This window comes from Streptomyces sp. NPDC037401 (assembly GCF_055602345.1).
In genome coordinates, this window is the sequence record NZ_JBVJWO010000057.1 from 1 (window position 1) to 14,288 (window position 14,288).

Annotated in this window: 14 protein-coding genes, 1 pseudogene and 1 riboswitch; of the genes and pseudogenes, 6 read left to right on the plus strand and 9 right to left on the minus strand. The window is 71.8% G+C overall.

The annotated features are described in order from the left end of the window. The first annotated feature begins 405 nt into the window (after nucleotides 1-405). From ACZ7H1_RS35780 to ACZ7H1_RS35790, 3 genes are read left to right on the plus strand one after another with little or no spacing between them, the layout of a single operon-like run. Nucleotides 406-810 carry a hypothetical protein gene (locus tag ACZ7H1_RS35780; RefSeq protein ID WP_470792499.1) on the plus strand — a complete coding sequence of 135 codons (405 nt, stop codon included), beginning with the start codon at nucleotides 406-408 and terminating at the stop codon, nucleotides 808-810. Nucleotides 811-813: 3 nt separating this feature from the next. Continuing rightward, a complete protein-coding gene (locus ACZ7H1_RS35785) occupies nucleotides 814-1,227 on the plus strand; it encodes a thiol-disulfide oxidoreductase DCC family protein (RefSeq protein WP_470792500.1) in 414 nt (137 codons plus the stop codon). Nucleotides 1,228-1,238: 11 nt separating this feature from the next. Next, nucleotides 1,239-2,009 carry a TetR/AcrR family transcriptional regulator gene (locus ACZ7H1_RS35790; protein ID WP_470792501.1) on the plus strand — a complete coding sequence of 257 codons (771 nt, stop codon included), beginning with the start codon at nucleotides 1,239-1,241 and terminating at the stop codon, nucleotides 2,007-2,009. A 95-nt stretch (nucleotides 2,010-2,104) separates the two neighbouring features. Here ACZ7H1_RS35790 and ACZ7H1_RS35795 read toward each other — a convergent pair whose 3' ends face one another. Together ACZ7H1_RS35795 and ACZ7H1_RS35800 are read right to left on the minus strand one after the other, a co-directional pair. Continuing rightward, nucleotides 2,105-3,394, minus strand: a complete 1,290-nt coding sequence (locus ACZ7H1_RS35795) for a metallophosphoesterase (RefSeq protein ID WP_470792502.1) — start codon at nucleotides 3,392-3,394, stop codon at nucleotides 2,105-2,107. Further along, entirely contained in the window at nucleotides 3,391-3,663 is a 273-nt protein-coding gene (locus ACZ7H1_RS35800; protein WP_470792504.1) for an SCO4848 family membrane protein, read from the minus strand. The genes ACZ7H1_RS35795 and ACZ7H1_RS35800 overlap by 4 nt, the downstream gene beginning before the upstream one ends. Nucleotides 3,664-3,784: 121 nt before the next feature. Here ACZ7H1_RS35800 and ACZ7H1_RS35805 point away from each other — a divergent pair, with 121 nt between their 5' ends. Beyond that, nucleotides 3,785-5,026, plus strand: a complete 1,242-nt coding sequence (locus ACZ7H1_RS35805) for a D-alanyl-D-alanine carboxypeptidase family protein (RefSeq protein WP_470792505.1) — start codon at nucleotides 3,785-3,787, stop codon at nucleotides 5,024-5,026. Here ACZ7H1_RS35805 and ACZ7H1_RS35810 read toward each other — a convergent pair. The 5 genes and pseudogenes from ACZ7H1_RS35810 to ACZ7H1_RS35830 all read right to left on the minus strand — a co-directional run bounded on the left by ACZ7H1_RS35810 (nucleotide 4,971) and on the right by ACZ7H1_RS35830 (nucleotide 10,396). Next, entirely contained in the window at nucleotides 4,971-5,942 is a 972-nt protein-coding gene (locus ACZ7H1_RS35810; protein ID WP_470792507.1) for a YihY/virulence factor BrkB family protein, read from the minus strand. The genes ACZ7H1_RS35805 and ACZ7H1_RS35810 overlap by 56 nt on opposite strands. Nucleotides 5,943-6,129: 187 nt before the next feature. Beyond that, on the minus strand, nucleotides 6,130-6,717 hold the full coding sequence (locus ACZ7H1_RS35815) for a 2'-5' RNA ligase family protein (protein WP_470792508.1): 588 nt from the start codon (nucleotides 6,715-6,717) through the stop codon (nucleotides 6,130-6,132). Nucleotides 6,718-6,844: 127 nt separating this feature from the next. Beyond that, nucleotides 6,845-7,858 carry a tryptophan--tRNA ligase gene (trpS, locus tag ACZ7H1_RS35820; RefSeq protein ID WP_470792509.1) on the minus strand — a complete coding sequence of 338 codons (1,014 nt, stop codon included), beginning with the start codon at nucleotides 7,856-7,858 and terminating at the stop codon, nucleotides 6,845-6,847. A gap of 267 nt (nucleotides 7,859-8,125) precedes the next feature. Further along, nucleotides 8,126-9,391, minus strand: coding sequence for a serine hydroxymethyltransferase (locus ACZ7H1_RS35825; RefSeq protein WP_470792511.1), 1,266 nt, complete (start codon nucleotides 9,389-9,391; stop codon nucleotides 8,126-8,128). Between the two features lie 36 nt (nucleotides 9,392-9,427). After that, a riboswitch (ZMP/ZTP riboswitch) is annotated at nucleotides 9,428-9,519 on the minus strand. A gap of 120 nt (nucleotides 9,520-9,639) precedes the next feature. Beyond that, a pseudogene (locus ACZ7H1_RS35830) lies at nucleotides 9,640-10,396 on the minus strand (zinc ribbon domain-containing protein). 185 nt (nucleotides 10,397-10,581) lie between these two features. On the opposite strand from ACZ7H1_RS35830, the gene rocD reads away from it, so the two are divergent. Next, complete coding sequence (rocD, locus tag ACZ7H1_RS35835; protein ID WP_470792512.1) at nucleotides 10,582-11,787, plus strand: ornithine--oxo-acid transaminase; 1,206 nt, start codon at nucleotides 10,582-10,584, stop codon at nucleotides 11,785-11,787. 46 nt (nucleotides 11,788-11,833) lie between these two features. On the opposite strand, the gene ACZ7H1_RS35840 is transcribed toward rocD, so the two are convergent. Further along, nucleotides 11,834-13,018: a glutathionylspermidine synthase family protein gene (locus ACZ7H1_RS35840; protein ID WP_470792513.1), complete on the minus strand. Its 1,185-nt coding sequence runs from the start codon at nucleotides 13,016-13,018 to the stop codon at nucleotides 11,834-11,836. A gap of 3 nt (nucleotides 13,019-13,021) precedes the next feature. Beyond that, complete coding sequence (locus ACZ7H1_RS35845) at nucleotides 13,022-13,318, minus strand: hypothetical protein (protein ID WP_470792514.1); 297 nt, start codon at nucleotides 13,316-13,318, stop codon at nucleotides 13,022-13,024. 110 nt (nucleotides 13,319-13,428) lie between these two features. Between ACZ7H1_RS35845 and ACZ7H1_RS35850 the strand changes: the two genes are divergently transcribed. Next, on the plus strand, nucleotides 13,429-14,286 hold the full coding sequence (locus ACZ7H1_RS35850; protein ID WP_470792536.1) for a hypothetical protein: 858 nt from the start codon (nucleotides 13,429-13,431) through the stop codon (nucleotides 14,284-14,286). Nucleotides 14,287-14,288: the final 2 nt, after the last annotated feature.

A 14,288-nucleotide genomic window follows, 5' to 3' on the forward strand; every position in this document is an offset into this window, starting at 1 on the left:
AGACCACGGAGAACCCCGCCACCCCGACCCACCGCAAACCCGCCCCCATCACCCCGCCCACCACTCACGTCCCCGACCTACCGGAACAGGCCGCCGACGCCGACCACGCATCACCCGACCGCAGCAGAAACTCGGGCCAGCCGACCGGGCGCGTGGGCCGAGCCACGGCGTCGGTGCGCGCTGCTGGGCTTCGTACGGACTTCAGGCTGAACACGTGGGGATGCCCCTTCGGTTCGTGTGTGCAGGGCACGTCCAGCCTCCGCGGCCAAGATCCACCGGACCATCCGGACAGCGGGCCCGGAGGCGGTGGGGGAACCCGTACCCCCACTCCTTGAACGTGTTCAAAAAAGGCCCTACAGTGATGCCCGTCAGCCTTTTGAACACGTTCAAGGAAGGCGGGGGGACATGGACCTCACCGTGGTCGCGTACGTCATCTACCTGCTCATCAGCGTCGGACTCACCGTCTGGGTGGCCCGCACGCTCAGCCGCAACGGGCGGATCTTCATCTCGGACGTCCTCCAGGGGAACGAGAAGCTCGCGGACGCCGTGAACCACCTGCTCGTGGTCGGCTTCTACCTCGTGAACCTCGGCTTCGTCACGCTCTACCTCCGCGCCGCCGGCACCATCACCGACGCCCGCACCCTCTTCGAGGCCCTCTCGGTCAAGCTCGGCGTCGTCCTCCTCGTCCTCGGCTTCATGCACCTCGCCAACGTCTACGTCCTCAACAAGATCCGGCGACGCGGCACCATGGAGCGCTCGAACACCCCGCCCGTCGCCCCGCAGGGCTGGACCACGCCTGCCGGAGCCTGAGACATGACGCCCGTACGGCGCCTGACCGTCCTCTACGACGCCCACTGCCCGCTCTGCGTGCACCTCAGGCAGTGGCTGCTCGGACAGCGGTGGCTCGTACCGCTCTCGCTCGTGCCCGCCGCTTCCTTCGAGGCGCAGCGCCGCTTCCCCGAGCTGGACCACGGGGCGACGCTGCGCGAGATCACCGTCATCGGCGACCGGGGGCAGGTGTTCACCGGCACCAACGCCTTCATCGTCTGCCTGTGGGCACTGGCCGAGCACCGCCCGAAGGCGCACTGGCTGGCCACCCCGGCCGGTGCGCCCTTCGCCAGGGCCACGATGCTCGCCGCCGCGAAGTGGCGGGAGGCCACCCGCGGGAGCGCGGGAGGCGAGGACTGCACGGACGGCACGTGCTCGGTGTCCGGCCCGCCCGGCTAGGCTCGGACACCGTGACAGACACGAAGTCCCCTGACGCGAAGGCCCCTGGCGCCAAGGCTGCCGACACCAAGGCCGCCAAGAGCGAGCAGACCCGCACGCTCATCCTCGAAACCGCGCTCCGGCTGTTCCAGGAGCGCGGTTACGACAAGACGACCATGCGGGGCATCGCCAAGGAGGCCGGTGTCTCGGTCGGCAACGCGTACTACTACTTCGAGTCGAAGGAACACCTGGTCCAGGGGTTCTACGACCGGATCGGCGCCGAGCACCAGCGGGCCGTCAGGCCCCTGCTGGACAGCGAGACCGACCTGCAGACCCGGCTGGCCGGCGTCATGACGGCGTGGCTGGACATCGCGGCCCCGTACCACGAGTTCGCCGCCCAGTTCTTCAAGAACGCGGCCGACCCGGAGAGCCCGCTGAGCCCGTTCTCGGCGGAGTCGGAGCCGGCGCGGAAGCAGGCCATCGACATCCACCGCGAGGTGCTGGCGGGCGCGAAGACCAAGGTCCCGGCGGAGCTGGCCGACATCCTGCCCGAGCTGATGTGGCTGTCGCAGATGGGCCTGGTCCTCTACTGGGTCTTCGACCGCTCCGAGGGCAGCGAGAAGACCCGGCGGATGGCCGAGCGCGGTGCCGCGCTCACCACCCGCGGCATCGTCCTCGCGCGCTTCCGCGTGCTGCGGCCGCTGGTGCGCGAACTCCACGAGCTGTTCGACGACTTCCTCCCGGGCATGGCGCAGACGGCCGCCGCGGGCAAGAAGCAGGCAGGAGCGGGTTCGGGATCCTGAGCCCGGATCCCGAACCCGGATCCCGAACCCGGATCCCGAAGGATCCTGAGCCAGGGTCCTGAGCCGGAAGCGCCGGAAGCGCCGGGACCCCGCCGTCACGCCTGGTACGAGGCCAGTTCCACCACGGTGATGTCGGAGGGCGCGCCCACGCGGACGGGAGGGCCCCAGGCGCCGGCGCCCCGGGAAACGTAGAGCTGCGTGTCGCCGTACCGCTCCAGGCCCGCCACCGTCGGGTTGGCGAGGTCGGCGAGGTAGCTGCCGGGCCACAGCTGGCCGCCGTGGGTGTGCCCCGACAGCTGGAGGTCCACGCCGTGGGCCACCGCGTCGTGGATCACGATGGGCTGGTGGGCCAGCAGGACCGAGGTGCGGCTGCGGTCCCGGTCGCCGAGCGCCTTCACGAAGTCCGGCCCCTGCCCCTCGCGCTCGCCCGCGACGTCGTTGACGCCCGCGAGGTCGAAGCCGGGCAGTTCGGTACGGGCGTTCTCCAGGGGGTGCAGGCCCAGCTCGCGGACGTGGTCGACCCACTGCTGGGCGCCGGAGAAGTACTCGTGGTTGCCGGTGACGAAGTAGCTGCCGTGCCGGGCGCGGAGCCGGGCCAGGGGCTCGGCGGCATGGCCGAGGTCGGCGACGTCGCCGTCGACCAGGTCGCCCACGATCGCGATCAGGTCGGGCTGGGTGGAGTTGACCGTACGGACGATCCGCTCGGTGTGCGCCCGGCCGAGGACGGGGCCGAGGTGGACGTCGCTGACGACGGCGATCCGGAAGCCGTGCGCTGCCCGCGGGAGCTTGGCCAGCGGGACCGTGACCCGCTTGACCTGCGGCCCGCGCATGACGCCGTAGGTCCCGATGCCGACGGTGGTGGCGGCTGCGGTGACGGCCGCGCCGGCCAGGGTGCGGGCCACGAAGGTACGGCGCGTGAGGTCCGGGGCGGCCTCCGCGGCGGCTGCCCCGGCGGGTTCCGGCGGCGCGGGCGCGGTCCCGGGCTCCGGCGGCGCGGGCGCAGCCGCCGGCCCCGACGGAACGGGCAGCGGCGCGGGCGGCGTCACCGGCTGCGCGGCGGTGCGCTTCGCGAGGCGGCGGAGCCACAGGGCGCGGACCGGCTCGGCCACCAGCAGGGCCATGACCACGTACAGGAGGAACGCCAGCCAGTAGTAGCCCGGCCAGGAGACCGTCTGCTGGAGCCAGAAGGGGGCGCCCGCGCGGCCCGCGACCAGGGCCGCGACGGCCAGCAGCGGGAGGACGAACAGGGCGTACGTACCCGCCCGGCGGGCCCGCCCGCCGGGTGCGGTCGTGTCGCGGACCAGCCGGATCCACAGCCACCGGTGGACCAGGACCAGCAGGCCGAGGACGGCCAGGGCGACGAGTGCGAAGACGAGCACGGTCATGCCTGGTCCCCCGCACCGCTCGCGTCACGTGATTCGCGCCGCACCGCCCGCACGCCGCGCAACCCGATCAGACCGACGGCCGTCCCCAGGAGAAAGGACGTGACGGCGAGCGTCAGGTGCACCCAGAAGTACGCCGTCGGATCGCCCGCGTCGTCGAAGGCCAGGCCGCTGCCGTCCTTCCAGAGGTTCCGTACGAAGGACACCCAGATGAACCAGCTCCATACCCCGAACGAGAGCAGGAACCAGGAAGCGGCACGGCTGAGTTTCATACCTTCAGTATCTGTTCCGTCCCCAGGACGGCCGCGTCGGGGTGGGCTGTACCGGCGTCGCTTCCGGCGGGTTGGCCTAACCCTCTCGGCATCCTCCCGGACTGCATGTACGTTCACCTGCGTGTCTGCCAAGAAGACCGCGCTGACGGTCGCCACCGCCGCGCTGCTGCTGCCTGCGCTCGCCCTCGGACCCGCGCATGCCGCGCCCACGCCGCCTCCGGACCCCAAGGGCCAGGCCAGGAAGCAGCCCGCGCCGCCCGCCTCGATGTCCACGGTCGGCGGAGCCCGGCTGGGCCTGCCCGGAACCCAGGTCAACCAGGGGCCCGGGGTGCCGGTCCTGCCGGCCTCGCTGACCGGGCGCTCGTGGATCGTGGCCGATGTGGAGTCCGGCGAGGTGCTCGCCGCGCACAACGCGCACTGGCGGCTGCCCCCGGCGTCCACGATGAAGATGCTCTTCGCCGACACCGTGCTGCCGTCCCTCCCCAAGGAGCAGATGCACAAGGTCACCGCCGCCGAGCTGGAGGGCATCGGCTCCGGCAGCAGCCTGGTCGGAGTCAAGGAGGACCAGGAGTACTCCGTCCACGACCTGTGGCTCGGGGTGTTCCTGATGTCGGGCAACGACGCCGTGCGCGTCCTGGCCTCGATGAACGGCGGCGTGGAGAAGACCGTCAAGGACATGCAGGCCCACGCGGAGGAGTTGCAGGCCCTCGACACGCATGTGGTCTCCCCGGACGGGTACGACGCCCCGGGCCAGGTGAGCAGCGCCTACGACCTCTCGCTGATCGCGCGTTCCGGCATGCAGAAGAAGGACTTCCGCGAGTACTGCGCGACTGCCACGGCGCAGTTCCCGGGCGAGGCCAAGCCGGGCAAGCAGCGCCCGACCTTCGGCATCCAGAACACCAACCGGCTGCTGACGGGCGCGCACGGGATCACTCCGTACAAGGGCATCGCCGGTGTGAAGAACGGCAATACGACGATGGCCGGGTCGACGTTCACGGGTGTGGCGCAGCGGGGTGACCGCAAGCTCCTGGTCACCGTGATGAACCCGAGTGCCGGCAGCGGCAATCCGGTCTACGAGGAGACCGCGGCCCTGTTCGACTGGGGTTTCGCCGCTGCCGGGAAGGTGAAGCCGGTCGGCGAGCTGGTCCCGCCGAAGAGCGCCGACACCACCCCGCACGGCTCGCCCGCCCAGTCGCACGAGAACACTCCGACGACGGCGGCCGTGGAGGAGACGAGCGGCGGCTTCGCCACGGCGCTGGCGGTCACCGGCGGGGCGCTGGCGGTGCTGGCCGGCGGGGTCTTCGTGGTCAACCGCCGCTGGCCGAAGGGCCCGCGGGGCCGCCGGGCCGCCGGTCAGGACTGACCTGCTGCCCGTCCGGTTCTTCTGCCGGGTCGGTCGGCTGTTCTCCGGGCTCCGCCTCTTCCTCGGAGGCGGGGCCCGTGGCCGTCCAGGCCGCGCAGAACAGCAGCAGCTTCGCGGTGAAGTTGATCCACAGCAGCAGGGCGATCGGCACGCCGAAGGCGCCGTACATGCTCTTTGCCGCGACCTCGCGCATGTAGCCGCTGAGCAGCAGCTTCAGGAGCTCGAAGCCCGCGGCGCCGATGAGGGTCGCGGTCAGCAGCCGGCGGCGCGGCGGCTGGACGCCGGGGAGCAGGGTCAGCAGGTAGAGCAGGAGCAGGAAGGCGGCGAGGACGCCGACGGAGAAGGCGGCGGCTCGCAGCACGATACCGCCCGCGCCGTCCCGGGGGATGCCGAGCCATTCGGCGCTCTTGCCGACGGCGCTGGCGCCGACGACCGAGGCCGCGGCGGAGGCGAGGCCGGCGCCGCCGAGGCCCAGCAGCACGAGCCCGTCCTTCAGCTTGCGGACTACGGGGTTGTCCTGCTCGTCGTCGTCGCGCTCCCAGACCGCGCGGAGGCAGTCGCGCATGGAGCCCACCCAGCTGATGCCGGTGACCAGCAGGATCGCGCCCGCGACGAGGCCGATCGTGCCGGCGTTGTCGACGAGGGCGCCGATGTCGAGCTGGTCGGAGATCCCGGGGACCTGTTCGGCGAGGTTGTCCTCCAGCCTGTCGAGCTGCTCGGTGCTCAGGAGCGCCGCTCCGACGGCCGCGGCCACCGTGATGAGGGGGAAGAGCGACAGGAAGCTGGTGAAGGTGATCGCGGCGGCGAGCCGGGTCCAGTGCGTGCGGTCGAGCCGTTCGTACGAACGCCAGGCGTGGGTCCGCATCAGCCGGGTGAGCAGCGGGCCGATCACCGGGAGCCTCTTCAGCCAGTCCATGGGCCCACGGTAGACGCGTTTGGCCTAGGGATCGGGGAGCACCGGACCGAGCGCCATGAGGTGGGGTGAAATCACCAGATTCGTCCAGTTTGGGCGCTACGGTCGGGCTCATGATGAAGCCCGCAGCCGTTCCACCGTTCCGCTCCCTGGTGCTGCGGTCCCTCCGCTTCCGGGCCCGCCGGGCCCGTCAGGCCTGCAGCCTCGTCGGCTCGTCCAGGTGGGCCGGGACTTGCGCCGGGACCCCGGCGGGGCCGGTCCCGAAAGGGTAGTCGCGCAGCTTGCGCCAGACCCCGTCGGCGCCCTGCTCGTACAGGGCGAAGCTCTCGGAGATCCAGTCCGCCTCGAAGTCCGCCAGCTCGCTGTAGGCCCGGTCCATGGCCTCTTCGGAGATGCCGTGCGCGACGGTGACGTGCGGGTGGTACGGGAACTGCAGCTCGCGCTGGAGCGGCCCGGCCGGGTCCCGGACCAGCCCCTGGAGCCGCGTGCAGGCGGTCGCGCCCTCGACGACCCGGACGAAGACCACCGGCGACAGCGGGCGGAAGGTGCCCGTGCCGGCCAGCCGCATCGGGAAGGGGCGGCCGGCCGCGGCGACCTCGGCGAGGTGGGCCCGGATCGCCGGGAGCCGGTCCGCCTCGACCTCGGTGGGCGGGACGAGGGTGACGTGTGTGGGGATGCCGTGCGCGGCGGCGTCCCCGAAGCCGGCGCGCCGCTGCTGGAGCAGGCTGCCGTACGGCTCCGGGACCGCGATCGAAACGCCGAGCGTTACGGTCCCCACGTGTTCTCCTCCGTCGTCGGTACGAGTGTGCTGCCGCCCAGTGTGGGGGCAGCACCCCCCTTACTGCCAGGGTCGCAGGTCGCCGGGTGTGCCTCCGGCCCTCCCCGGCCGTATCGAGGCGCCCGGGTCAGTGCTTCGCGGGCAGGAATCCGAGTCGGTCATAGGCCTGCGCGAGGGTGTCGGAGGCCACGGCGCGGGCCTTCGCGGCGCCCTTGGCGAGCACGTTGTCCAGCTCGGCCGGGTCGTCCAGGTACTCCTGGGTCCGCTGCTTGAACGGTGTGACGAACTCGACCATCACCTCGGCGAGGTCGGTCTTCAGCGCGCCGTAGCCCTTGCCGACGTACTTCTCCTCCAGGACCGGGATGGCGGTGCCGGTCAGCGTGGAGTAGATGGTGAGCAGGTTGCTGACGCCGGGCTTCTTCTCGGTGTCGAAGCGGATCTCGGCCTCGGTGTCGGTGACCGCGCTCTTGATCTTCTTCTCGGTGACCTTGGGCTCGTCGAGGAGGTTGATCAGACCCTTGGGGGTGGACGCGGACTTCGACATCTTGATCGCCGGGTCCTGGAGGTCGTAGATCTTCGCGACCTCCTTGACGATGTGCGGCGCCGGGATGGTGAAGGTCTGCCCGAAGCGCTGGTTGAAGCGCTCGGCCAGGTCGCGGGTCAGCTCGATGTGCTGGCGCTGGTCCTCGCCGACCGGGACCGAGTCGGCCTGGTACAGCAGGATGTCGGCGACCTGGAGGATCGGGTACGTGAACAGGCCGACGGTGGCGTTGTTGGCGCCCGACTTCGCGGACTTGTCCTTGAACTGGGTCATCCGGCTGGCCTCACCGAAGCCGGTGATGCAGTTCATGACCCAGCCGAGCTGCGCGTGCTCGGGGACGTGGCTCTGCACGAAGAGCGTGCAGCGGTCCGGGTCGAGACCGGCCGCGAGGAGCTGCGCGGCGGAGAGCCGGGTGTTCGCGCGCAGTGCTTCGGGCTCCTGCGGCATGGTGATCGCGTGCAGGTCGACGACCATGTAGAAGGCGTCGTGCGTCTCCTGCAGGGCGACGTACTGGCGGATGGCTCCGAGGTAGTTCCCGAGGTGGAACGAACCGGAGGTGGGCTGGATACCGGAGAGCGCGCGAGGACGATCAGAGGCCATGGGCCCATTCTCTCAGGTGCGGGGGCTGACTCCGGCCTCCGCTGGCCGGAACCCTGCGGGTCGGACGTGCGTGTGAGGCCGGGATCACATCCCGGCGGCCCGCGGCGGGCGGAGGGTGACCGAGTACCGGGCAGTAGCGGCCCGGCCTGATCTGGTCCCGGCCGAGCGACCGCTTTCCCGCCGCCCCACGCCGCGGGCCCGTCGTACCGCCCGGCCGCCGCCCCGGAGATCACGGGCGGCGGCCGGGCAGGAAGTCTGCGGCACGGCTCAGGCGAGGGGGAGGCCCGGGGCCGGGTACGCCGCCATGAGGTCGGCGACCTCGGCGCGGATCACCGCGAGGGCGTCCTCGTCGGCCTTGCCCGCGGCGGCCACCGCGCGGGCGATCCAGTCCGCCACGGCCGGCATGTGGGACGCGTCCAGGCCCCGAGAGGTCAGCGACGGCGTACCGATCCTCACGCCCGAGGGGTCGAACGGCTTCCGGGGGTCGTACGGCACGGTGTTGTAGTTGACGACGATCCCGGCGCGGTCGAGCGCCTTCGCGGCGACCTTCCCCGGAACGTCCTTCGCCGTCAGGTCCATCAGGATCAGGTGGTTGTCCGTACCGCCCGACACCAGGTCGAAACCTTGTTCCAGGAGGGCGTCCGCCAGGGCGCGGGCGTTGGCGACCACGGCGTGCGCGTAGTCGCGGAAGCCCGGCCGGGAGGCCTCGTGCAGCGCGACCGCGATGCCGGCGGTCGTCTGGTTGTGCGGGCCGCCCTGGAGGCCCGGGAAGACCGCCTTGTCGATGGCCTTCGCGTGCTCCTCGCGGCACATCAGCATCGCGCCGCGCGGGCCGCGCAGGGTCTTGTGCGTGGTAGTCGAGACCACGTCGACGTGCGGTACGGGCGAGGGGTGCGCGCCGCCCGCGATCAGGCCGGCGATGTGCGCCACGTCCGCGACGAGGACCGCACCGGCCTCCTGAGCGATCCCGGCGAAGGCCGCGAAGTCGATCGTGCGCGGCAGTGCGGTGCCGCCGCAGAAGATCACCTTGGGCCGCTCCCGGAGGGCGGTGTCGCGCACCTCGTCGAAGTCGATCAGGCCGGTGTCGGGGCGTACGCCGTACTGGACGCCGCGGAACCACGAGCCGGTGGCGGACACGCCCCAGCCGTGGGTGAGGTGGCCGCCCATCGGCAGGGCCATGCCCATGACGGTGTCGCCGGGCCGGGCGAACGCCAGGTAGACGGCGAGGTTCGCGGGCGAGCCGGAGTACGGCTGGACGTTCGCGTGGTCCACGCCGAAGACGGCCTTGGCGCGGGCGACGGCCAGGGACTCGACCTGGTCGATGTTCTGCTGGCCCTCGTAGTAGCGGCGGCCGGGGTAGCCCTCGCTGTACTTGTTCTGCAGGACCGTGCCGGAGGCCTCCAGCACGGCCGCGGACACGTAGTTCTCGCTCGGGATCAGGCGCAGGGTCTCGGCCTGCAGGCGCTCTTCGGCTCCGACGAGCGCGGCGAGCGCGGGGTCGGTGGCGGCGAGGGCGGGATGGCGCGCGGTCATGGCGGCGTCCTCCGGGGTCGTTGTCGGTGCGTACCCCGCGACGGCCCAGGCGAGCGGCCCGCGAATGCGGTCGTGCGCGCACGGCTCCCCCGGAGTTCGTTCTCCGTACGCCAGTCGCCGTGCGTGTGCCCCACCCTAGCGGGCGCGCCGCGCGCAGAGGTTTCTTCGTCCGGCATCCGAGCGACGATAGAAATTGACATCCTCCCCGCCCTGAAGGACGGAGATTCCTAGCTCACTTCGCCTGACACCTAGCAGGTGGCAGGGCTTACAAGATCAGCACCAGCCGGGTTGAGACCAGCCCGGACGAGCATCACGCGGGCGGAATTCTTGTCCCTGGGGGACGGGACTCCGCATGCGGTGCACGTATACGTTCTCTCGGAAAGAGGTAGCGCGTGCTCGGCTCTCGCTCCGCACTGTGCGCAGTCCATGGTGGTGTGCGCGGGGTGTACGAGGTGTACGGTCCGGCCGTGCTTGCGGCCCATCTCGATCAGGGCCGTCTCGGTGGTGCCGATCGCGGCGTCGGCTGCTTTGCGGGCCATAGTGGACTTCGCCAGGAAGCGCGGCTTGAAGTCCTCCACGGCGAGAACGTCGAAGTCCCGGGCGAGGGACTCGGCCCACTTGCGGCCGGTGTCCTGACGCTGCCGGGCGATCTTCTTCGAAACATTCGCCGCCAGCTTGCGGGCCTTGCGGTACCCGGCCGTGTCAGGCCGGTTCTTCGGAGTCCGGCGGCGGGCGCTGCGGTACCGACGAACCCTCACGCAGCCAACTCGTGGACTGCCGGGCCCCGGTCAGCATCCCGTCGAGCTGCGCCGGACCACACGTCGTGTGCTCGGTGGCATCCCGATTCAGGATGTGGACCGTGCGGGACATCGCCACACACTCGTTCCACACCCACCGACACCGCGCCCACTCGGCTTCGAGCCGGCCGTGCGCGGTAGACGACACGCGAAGCCGGTAGGTGTACCGAGCGCGCCCAGCTCCGTCGACTACCGGTGTCGACGTCATGATCGGAACCTAACAGTCCCCACTGGCAATTGAAGGAAGGGCAGGTCAGAACAGATGTGCAGACGACCCCGCCGCTTCGCGGCTCCGGCCCAAGGATCCATCCCTCCCCCGCCTGAAGGCAGGGCCCCCCGGGAAGAAGAAGGGTGACGCCACCCACGTCGCCCGGCCAGACGATCGGAGACCCCGTGTCGACTACAGCAGACGCCATCCGCTCCGCCGAGGAACACAGCGCGCACAACTACCACCCCCTGCCGGTCGTCGTCGCCTCGGCGGACGGCGCCTGGATGACCGACATCGAGGGCCGCAGGTACCTCGACATGCTGGCCGGGTACTCGGCCCTCAACTTCGGGCACGGCAACCGCCGGCTGGTCGACGCGGCAAGAGCGCAGCTGGAGCGCGTGACCCTGACCTCGCGTGCCTTCTACCACGACCGGTTCGCCGAATTCTGCGAGCGGCTGGCGGAGTTGTGCGGCAAGGAGATGGTCCTGCCGATGAACACGGGCGCCGAGGCCGTGGAGACGGCGGTGAAGACGGCCCGCAAGTGGGGCTACGAGGTGAAGGGGGTGCCGGACGGCCACGCGAAGATCGTGGTCGCGGCGGACAACTTCCACGGCCGGACGACGACCATCGTGTCGTTCTCGACCGACCACGAGGCCCGGGACCACTTCGGCCCGTACACGCCGGGCTTCGAGATCGTGCCGTACGGCGACCTGACCGCGATGCGGGCGGCGGTCACGGCGCACACCGTGGCGGTGCTGATCGAGCCCATCCAGGGCGAGGCGGGGGTGCTGGTCCCGCCGCCGGGCTACCTGGCCGGGGTGCGGGAGCTGACCCGGGAGCGGAACGTCCTGCTGATGGCGGACGAGATCCAGTCGGGGCTGGGACGTACGGGCCGGACGTTCGCGTGCGAGCACGAGGGCGTGGTCCCGGACGTGTACGTCCTCGGCAAGGCGCTGGGCGGCGGCATCGTGCCGGTGTCGGCGGTGGTCGCGGACCGGGACGTCCTCGGGGTGTTCCGGCCGGGTGAGCACGGCTCGACCTTCGGCGGCAATCCGCTGGCGTGCGCGGTGGCGCTGGAGGTCGTCGCGATGCTGCGGACGGGCGAGTACCAGCAGCGGGCCTCGGAGCTGGGCGACCACCTGCACCGGGAGCTGGGGCTGCTGGTGGGCGGCGGCGCGGTGACCGCGGTCCGGGGGCGCGGGCTGTGGGCGGGCGTGGACATCGCGCCCTCGCACGGCACGGGCCGCGAGATCTCCGAGAAGCTGATGGAGCGCGGGGTCCTGGTCAAGGACACCCACGGGTCGACGATCCGCCTGGCCCCGCCGCTGGTGATCTCCAAGGAGGACCTGGACTGGGGGCTGGACCAGCTGCGGGGGGTGCTGGGCGCGTAGGTCGTGTCGTCGGCGGACCCCCCGCCGGCCGCGGCGGGGGCCCGGCTCAGAGGATCACGTGCGGCACGAAGCGCGCGTACTCGTCCGTGATCAGGCCCGCGGACTCCCTGATGCCGAGGCCCGCCGCCTCGTCCTCGACGACCCACGCGCCGAGGACGACGTGGTTGCCGTCGAACGCCGGCAGCGGGGCGAGGGCCTGGTAGACGCAGGCCTCGTCGTCCCGTACGGCGGGCTCGGCGCCGGCCGGGTGGACGGTCACGCCCGCGCCCTCCCGGCCGAGCAGCGGCTTGGCCACCCAGCCGGTGGTGCCGGCGAGGTCCCGCGGCCCGTCCAGATAGGCGGGGAGCAGGTTCGGGTGCCCGGGGTACAGCTCCCACAGCACGGCCAGCAGGGCCTTGTTGGAGAGCAGCATCTTCCAGGCGGGTTCGATCCAGCAGGTGGTGCCGGAGCCGCCGCCGTTGTCGAGGGTGTCGAGGACCTGGGGGCCGAAGGCGTCGGTGGCCAGCCACTCCCAGGGGTAGAGCTTGAAGCAGCTGCGGATGAAGCGGAGCCGGTCGTCCACGAAGCGGCCGGACAGTCGGTCCCAGCCGATCTGCTGGACCGGCAGGGCGAAGGTCTCCAGTCCGGCCTGGGCGGCGGTCTCCTGGAGGTAGGCGACCGTCATCAGGTCCTCGCCTAGCTCGTCGGCGTCGGAGTGGGCGAAGTGCACCGGGCCGGGCGGCAGCAGCGGGGCCTGGCGCCGCCAGGCGGCGACGAGCCGCTCGTGGAGGGAGTTCCACTGGTCGGCGCCGGGGAAGCGCTCCTCCATCCAGAACCACTGCGGGCTGGCCGCCTCGACGAGCGAGGTGGGGGTGTCGGCGTTGTACTCCAGCATGACGGCCGGCCCCGTGCCGTCGTAGCGCAGGTCGAACCGCCCGTACAGCGAGGGCAGTTCGCTGCGCCGCCGCCAGGACTCGGCGATCAGCGCGGCGAGCTGCGGATCGGTGATGCCCAGGTCACCGAAACGGTCCTGCTCGACGATGTGCGCGGCGGCGGCCAGGCACATCGCGTGGAGCTCCTCGACGACGCCCTCCAGCGCCTCGACCTCGGGCAGGCCGAAGGAGTAGTACGCGCTCTCGTCCCAGTACGGGCGCAGCGAGTCGTCCGGGTACCGGGTGAGCGGGTAGATCAGCCCCTGCTCCTCGACGGTCTGCTGCCAGCCGGGGCGGGGCTCGATCGTGTGGCGGCGCACGGGTCAGCCGCCGCCCGAGCCGGAGCCGGACTTGCCGATGCCGCCGCGGGTGACGGCCGACTTGTCGAAGCTGCCGCCGGAGATCTTGCCGTTGCTGACGCTGCCGCCGTAGTAGTACGAGCCGCGGCCGCCGCTCTTGCAGTCCTTGTCGGGGAGCTTCTCCATCGTCTTGCGGTCGGCGCACCGGCGGTCGGGCTCGGAGTCCGAGCCGCAGGCGACGAGCGTCGCGGCGAGCATGCCCATGCCGCCGAGCACGACGGCTCCCGAGCGGAACCTGCGCCGCGTCCTGTCCTGGTCCATTCCGGGTCCTCCCCCTGGGTGTGTCGGGGTCCAGAGTAGAACCGGCCGACGAGCGGCGGAATCCGGCCGACCGTACCGGCCTCGACTAGAGTCGTTTTGTGCTGTTCGGGATGGTGTGCGCGCTCGGTTCCGCGGTCTGCTTCGGCACGGCTTCCGTCCTCCAGGCCGTGGCCACGCGCGCGACGGCGCCCGGCACCGGCTCCGGGGTGGACGCCCGGCTGCTGCTGCGCGCCGTGCGCCAGTGGCGGTACCTCGCCGGCCTGTCCCTGGACGGACTGGGCTTCGTCCTCCAGATCGTCGCCCTGCGCTCGATCCCGATCTACGCGGTCGGCGCGGCGCTCGCCGCGAGCCTCGCGGTCACCGCGGTGGCCGCGTCGCGGCTGCTGAAGGTGCGGCTCAGCGGTACGGAGTGGGCGGCGGTCGGGGTGGTCTGCGCCGGCCTCGCCATGCTGGGGCTGTCCGCCGGCGAGGAGGGCTCCGAACCGGGCCCGCCCGGACTGGAGTTCGCCCTGCTGGGCTGCGCGGTCGCGGTGCTGGTGGTGGGCGCGGCGGCCGGCCGCCTCCCGGACCGCCCGCGCGCCCTGGCGCTGGGCCTCGGCGCGGGCGCGGGCTTCGGGGTCGTCGAGGTCTCGGTGCGGCTCATCGACAGCCTGTCGCCGTCCCGTCTGCTGACGAACCCGGCCACGTACGCCCTGCTGCTCGGCGGCGGGGCGGCCTTCCTGCTGCTCACCTCGGCCCTCCAGCGCGGCTCGGTCACCACGGCCACGGCCGGCATGGTGCTGGGCGAGACGGTGGGCCCGGCGCTGGTGGGCGTGATCTGGCTGGGCGACAGTACGCGCGAGGGGCTGGCCTGGCTCGCCGTCACCGGTTTCGCCGTCGCCGTGGCCGGCGCCCTGGCCCTGGCGCGCTTCGGCGAGCCGCCCGAGGCCGCGGAGAGCGCGCAGCCCGCAGCCGCCCGTCCACGGTGACA

What these genes read in the sequence shown, in the direction of transcription:
- ACZ7H1_RS35780 (WP_470792499.1), top strand. Translation starts at nt 406, where the DNA reads ATGGACCTCACCGTGGTCGCGTACGTCATCTACCTGCTCATCAGCGTC.
- ACZ7H1_RS35785 (WP_470792500.1), top strand. Translation starts at nt 814, where the DNA reads ATGACGCCCGTACGGCGCCTGACCGTCCTCTACGACGCCCACTGCCCG.
- ACZ7H1_RS35795 (WP_470792502.1), bottom strand. Translation starts at nt 3,394, where the DNA reads ATGACCGTGCTCGTCTTCGCACTCGTCGCCCTGGCCGTCCTCGGCCTG.
- ACZ7H1_RS35800 (WP_470792504.1), bottom strand. Translation starts at nt 3,663, where the DNA reads ATGAAACTCAGCCGTGCCGCTTCCTGGTTCCTGCTCTCGTTCGGGGTA.
- ACZ7H1_RS35810 (WP_470792507.1), bottom strand. Translation starts at nt 5,942, where the DNA reads ATGGACTGGCTGAAGAGGCTCCCGGTGATCGGCCCGCTGCTCACCCGG.
- trpS (WP_470792509.1), bottom strand. Translation starts at nt 7,858, where the DNA reads ATGGCCTCTGATCGTCCTCGCGCGCTCTCCGGTATCCAGCCCACCTCC.
- ACZ7H1_RS35825 (WP_470792511.1), bottom strand. Translation starts at nt 9,391, where the DNA reads ATGACCGCGCGCCATCCCGCCCTCGCCGCCACCGACCCCGCGCTCGCC.
- ACZ7H1_RS35845 (WP_470792514.1), bottom strand. Translation starts at nt 13,318, where the DNA reads ATGGACCAGGACAGGACGCGGCGCAGGTTCCGCTCGGGAGCCGTCGTG.
- ACZ7H1_RS35850 (WP_470792536.1), top strand. Translation starts at nt 13,429, where the DNA reads ATGGTGTGCGCGCTCGGTTCCGCGGTCTGCTTCGGCACGGCTTCCGTC.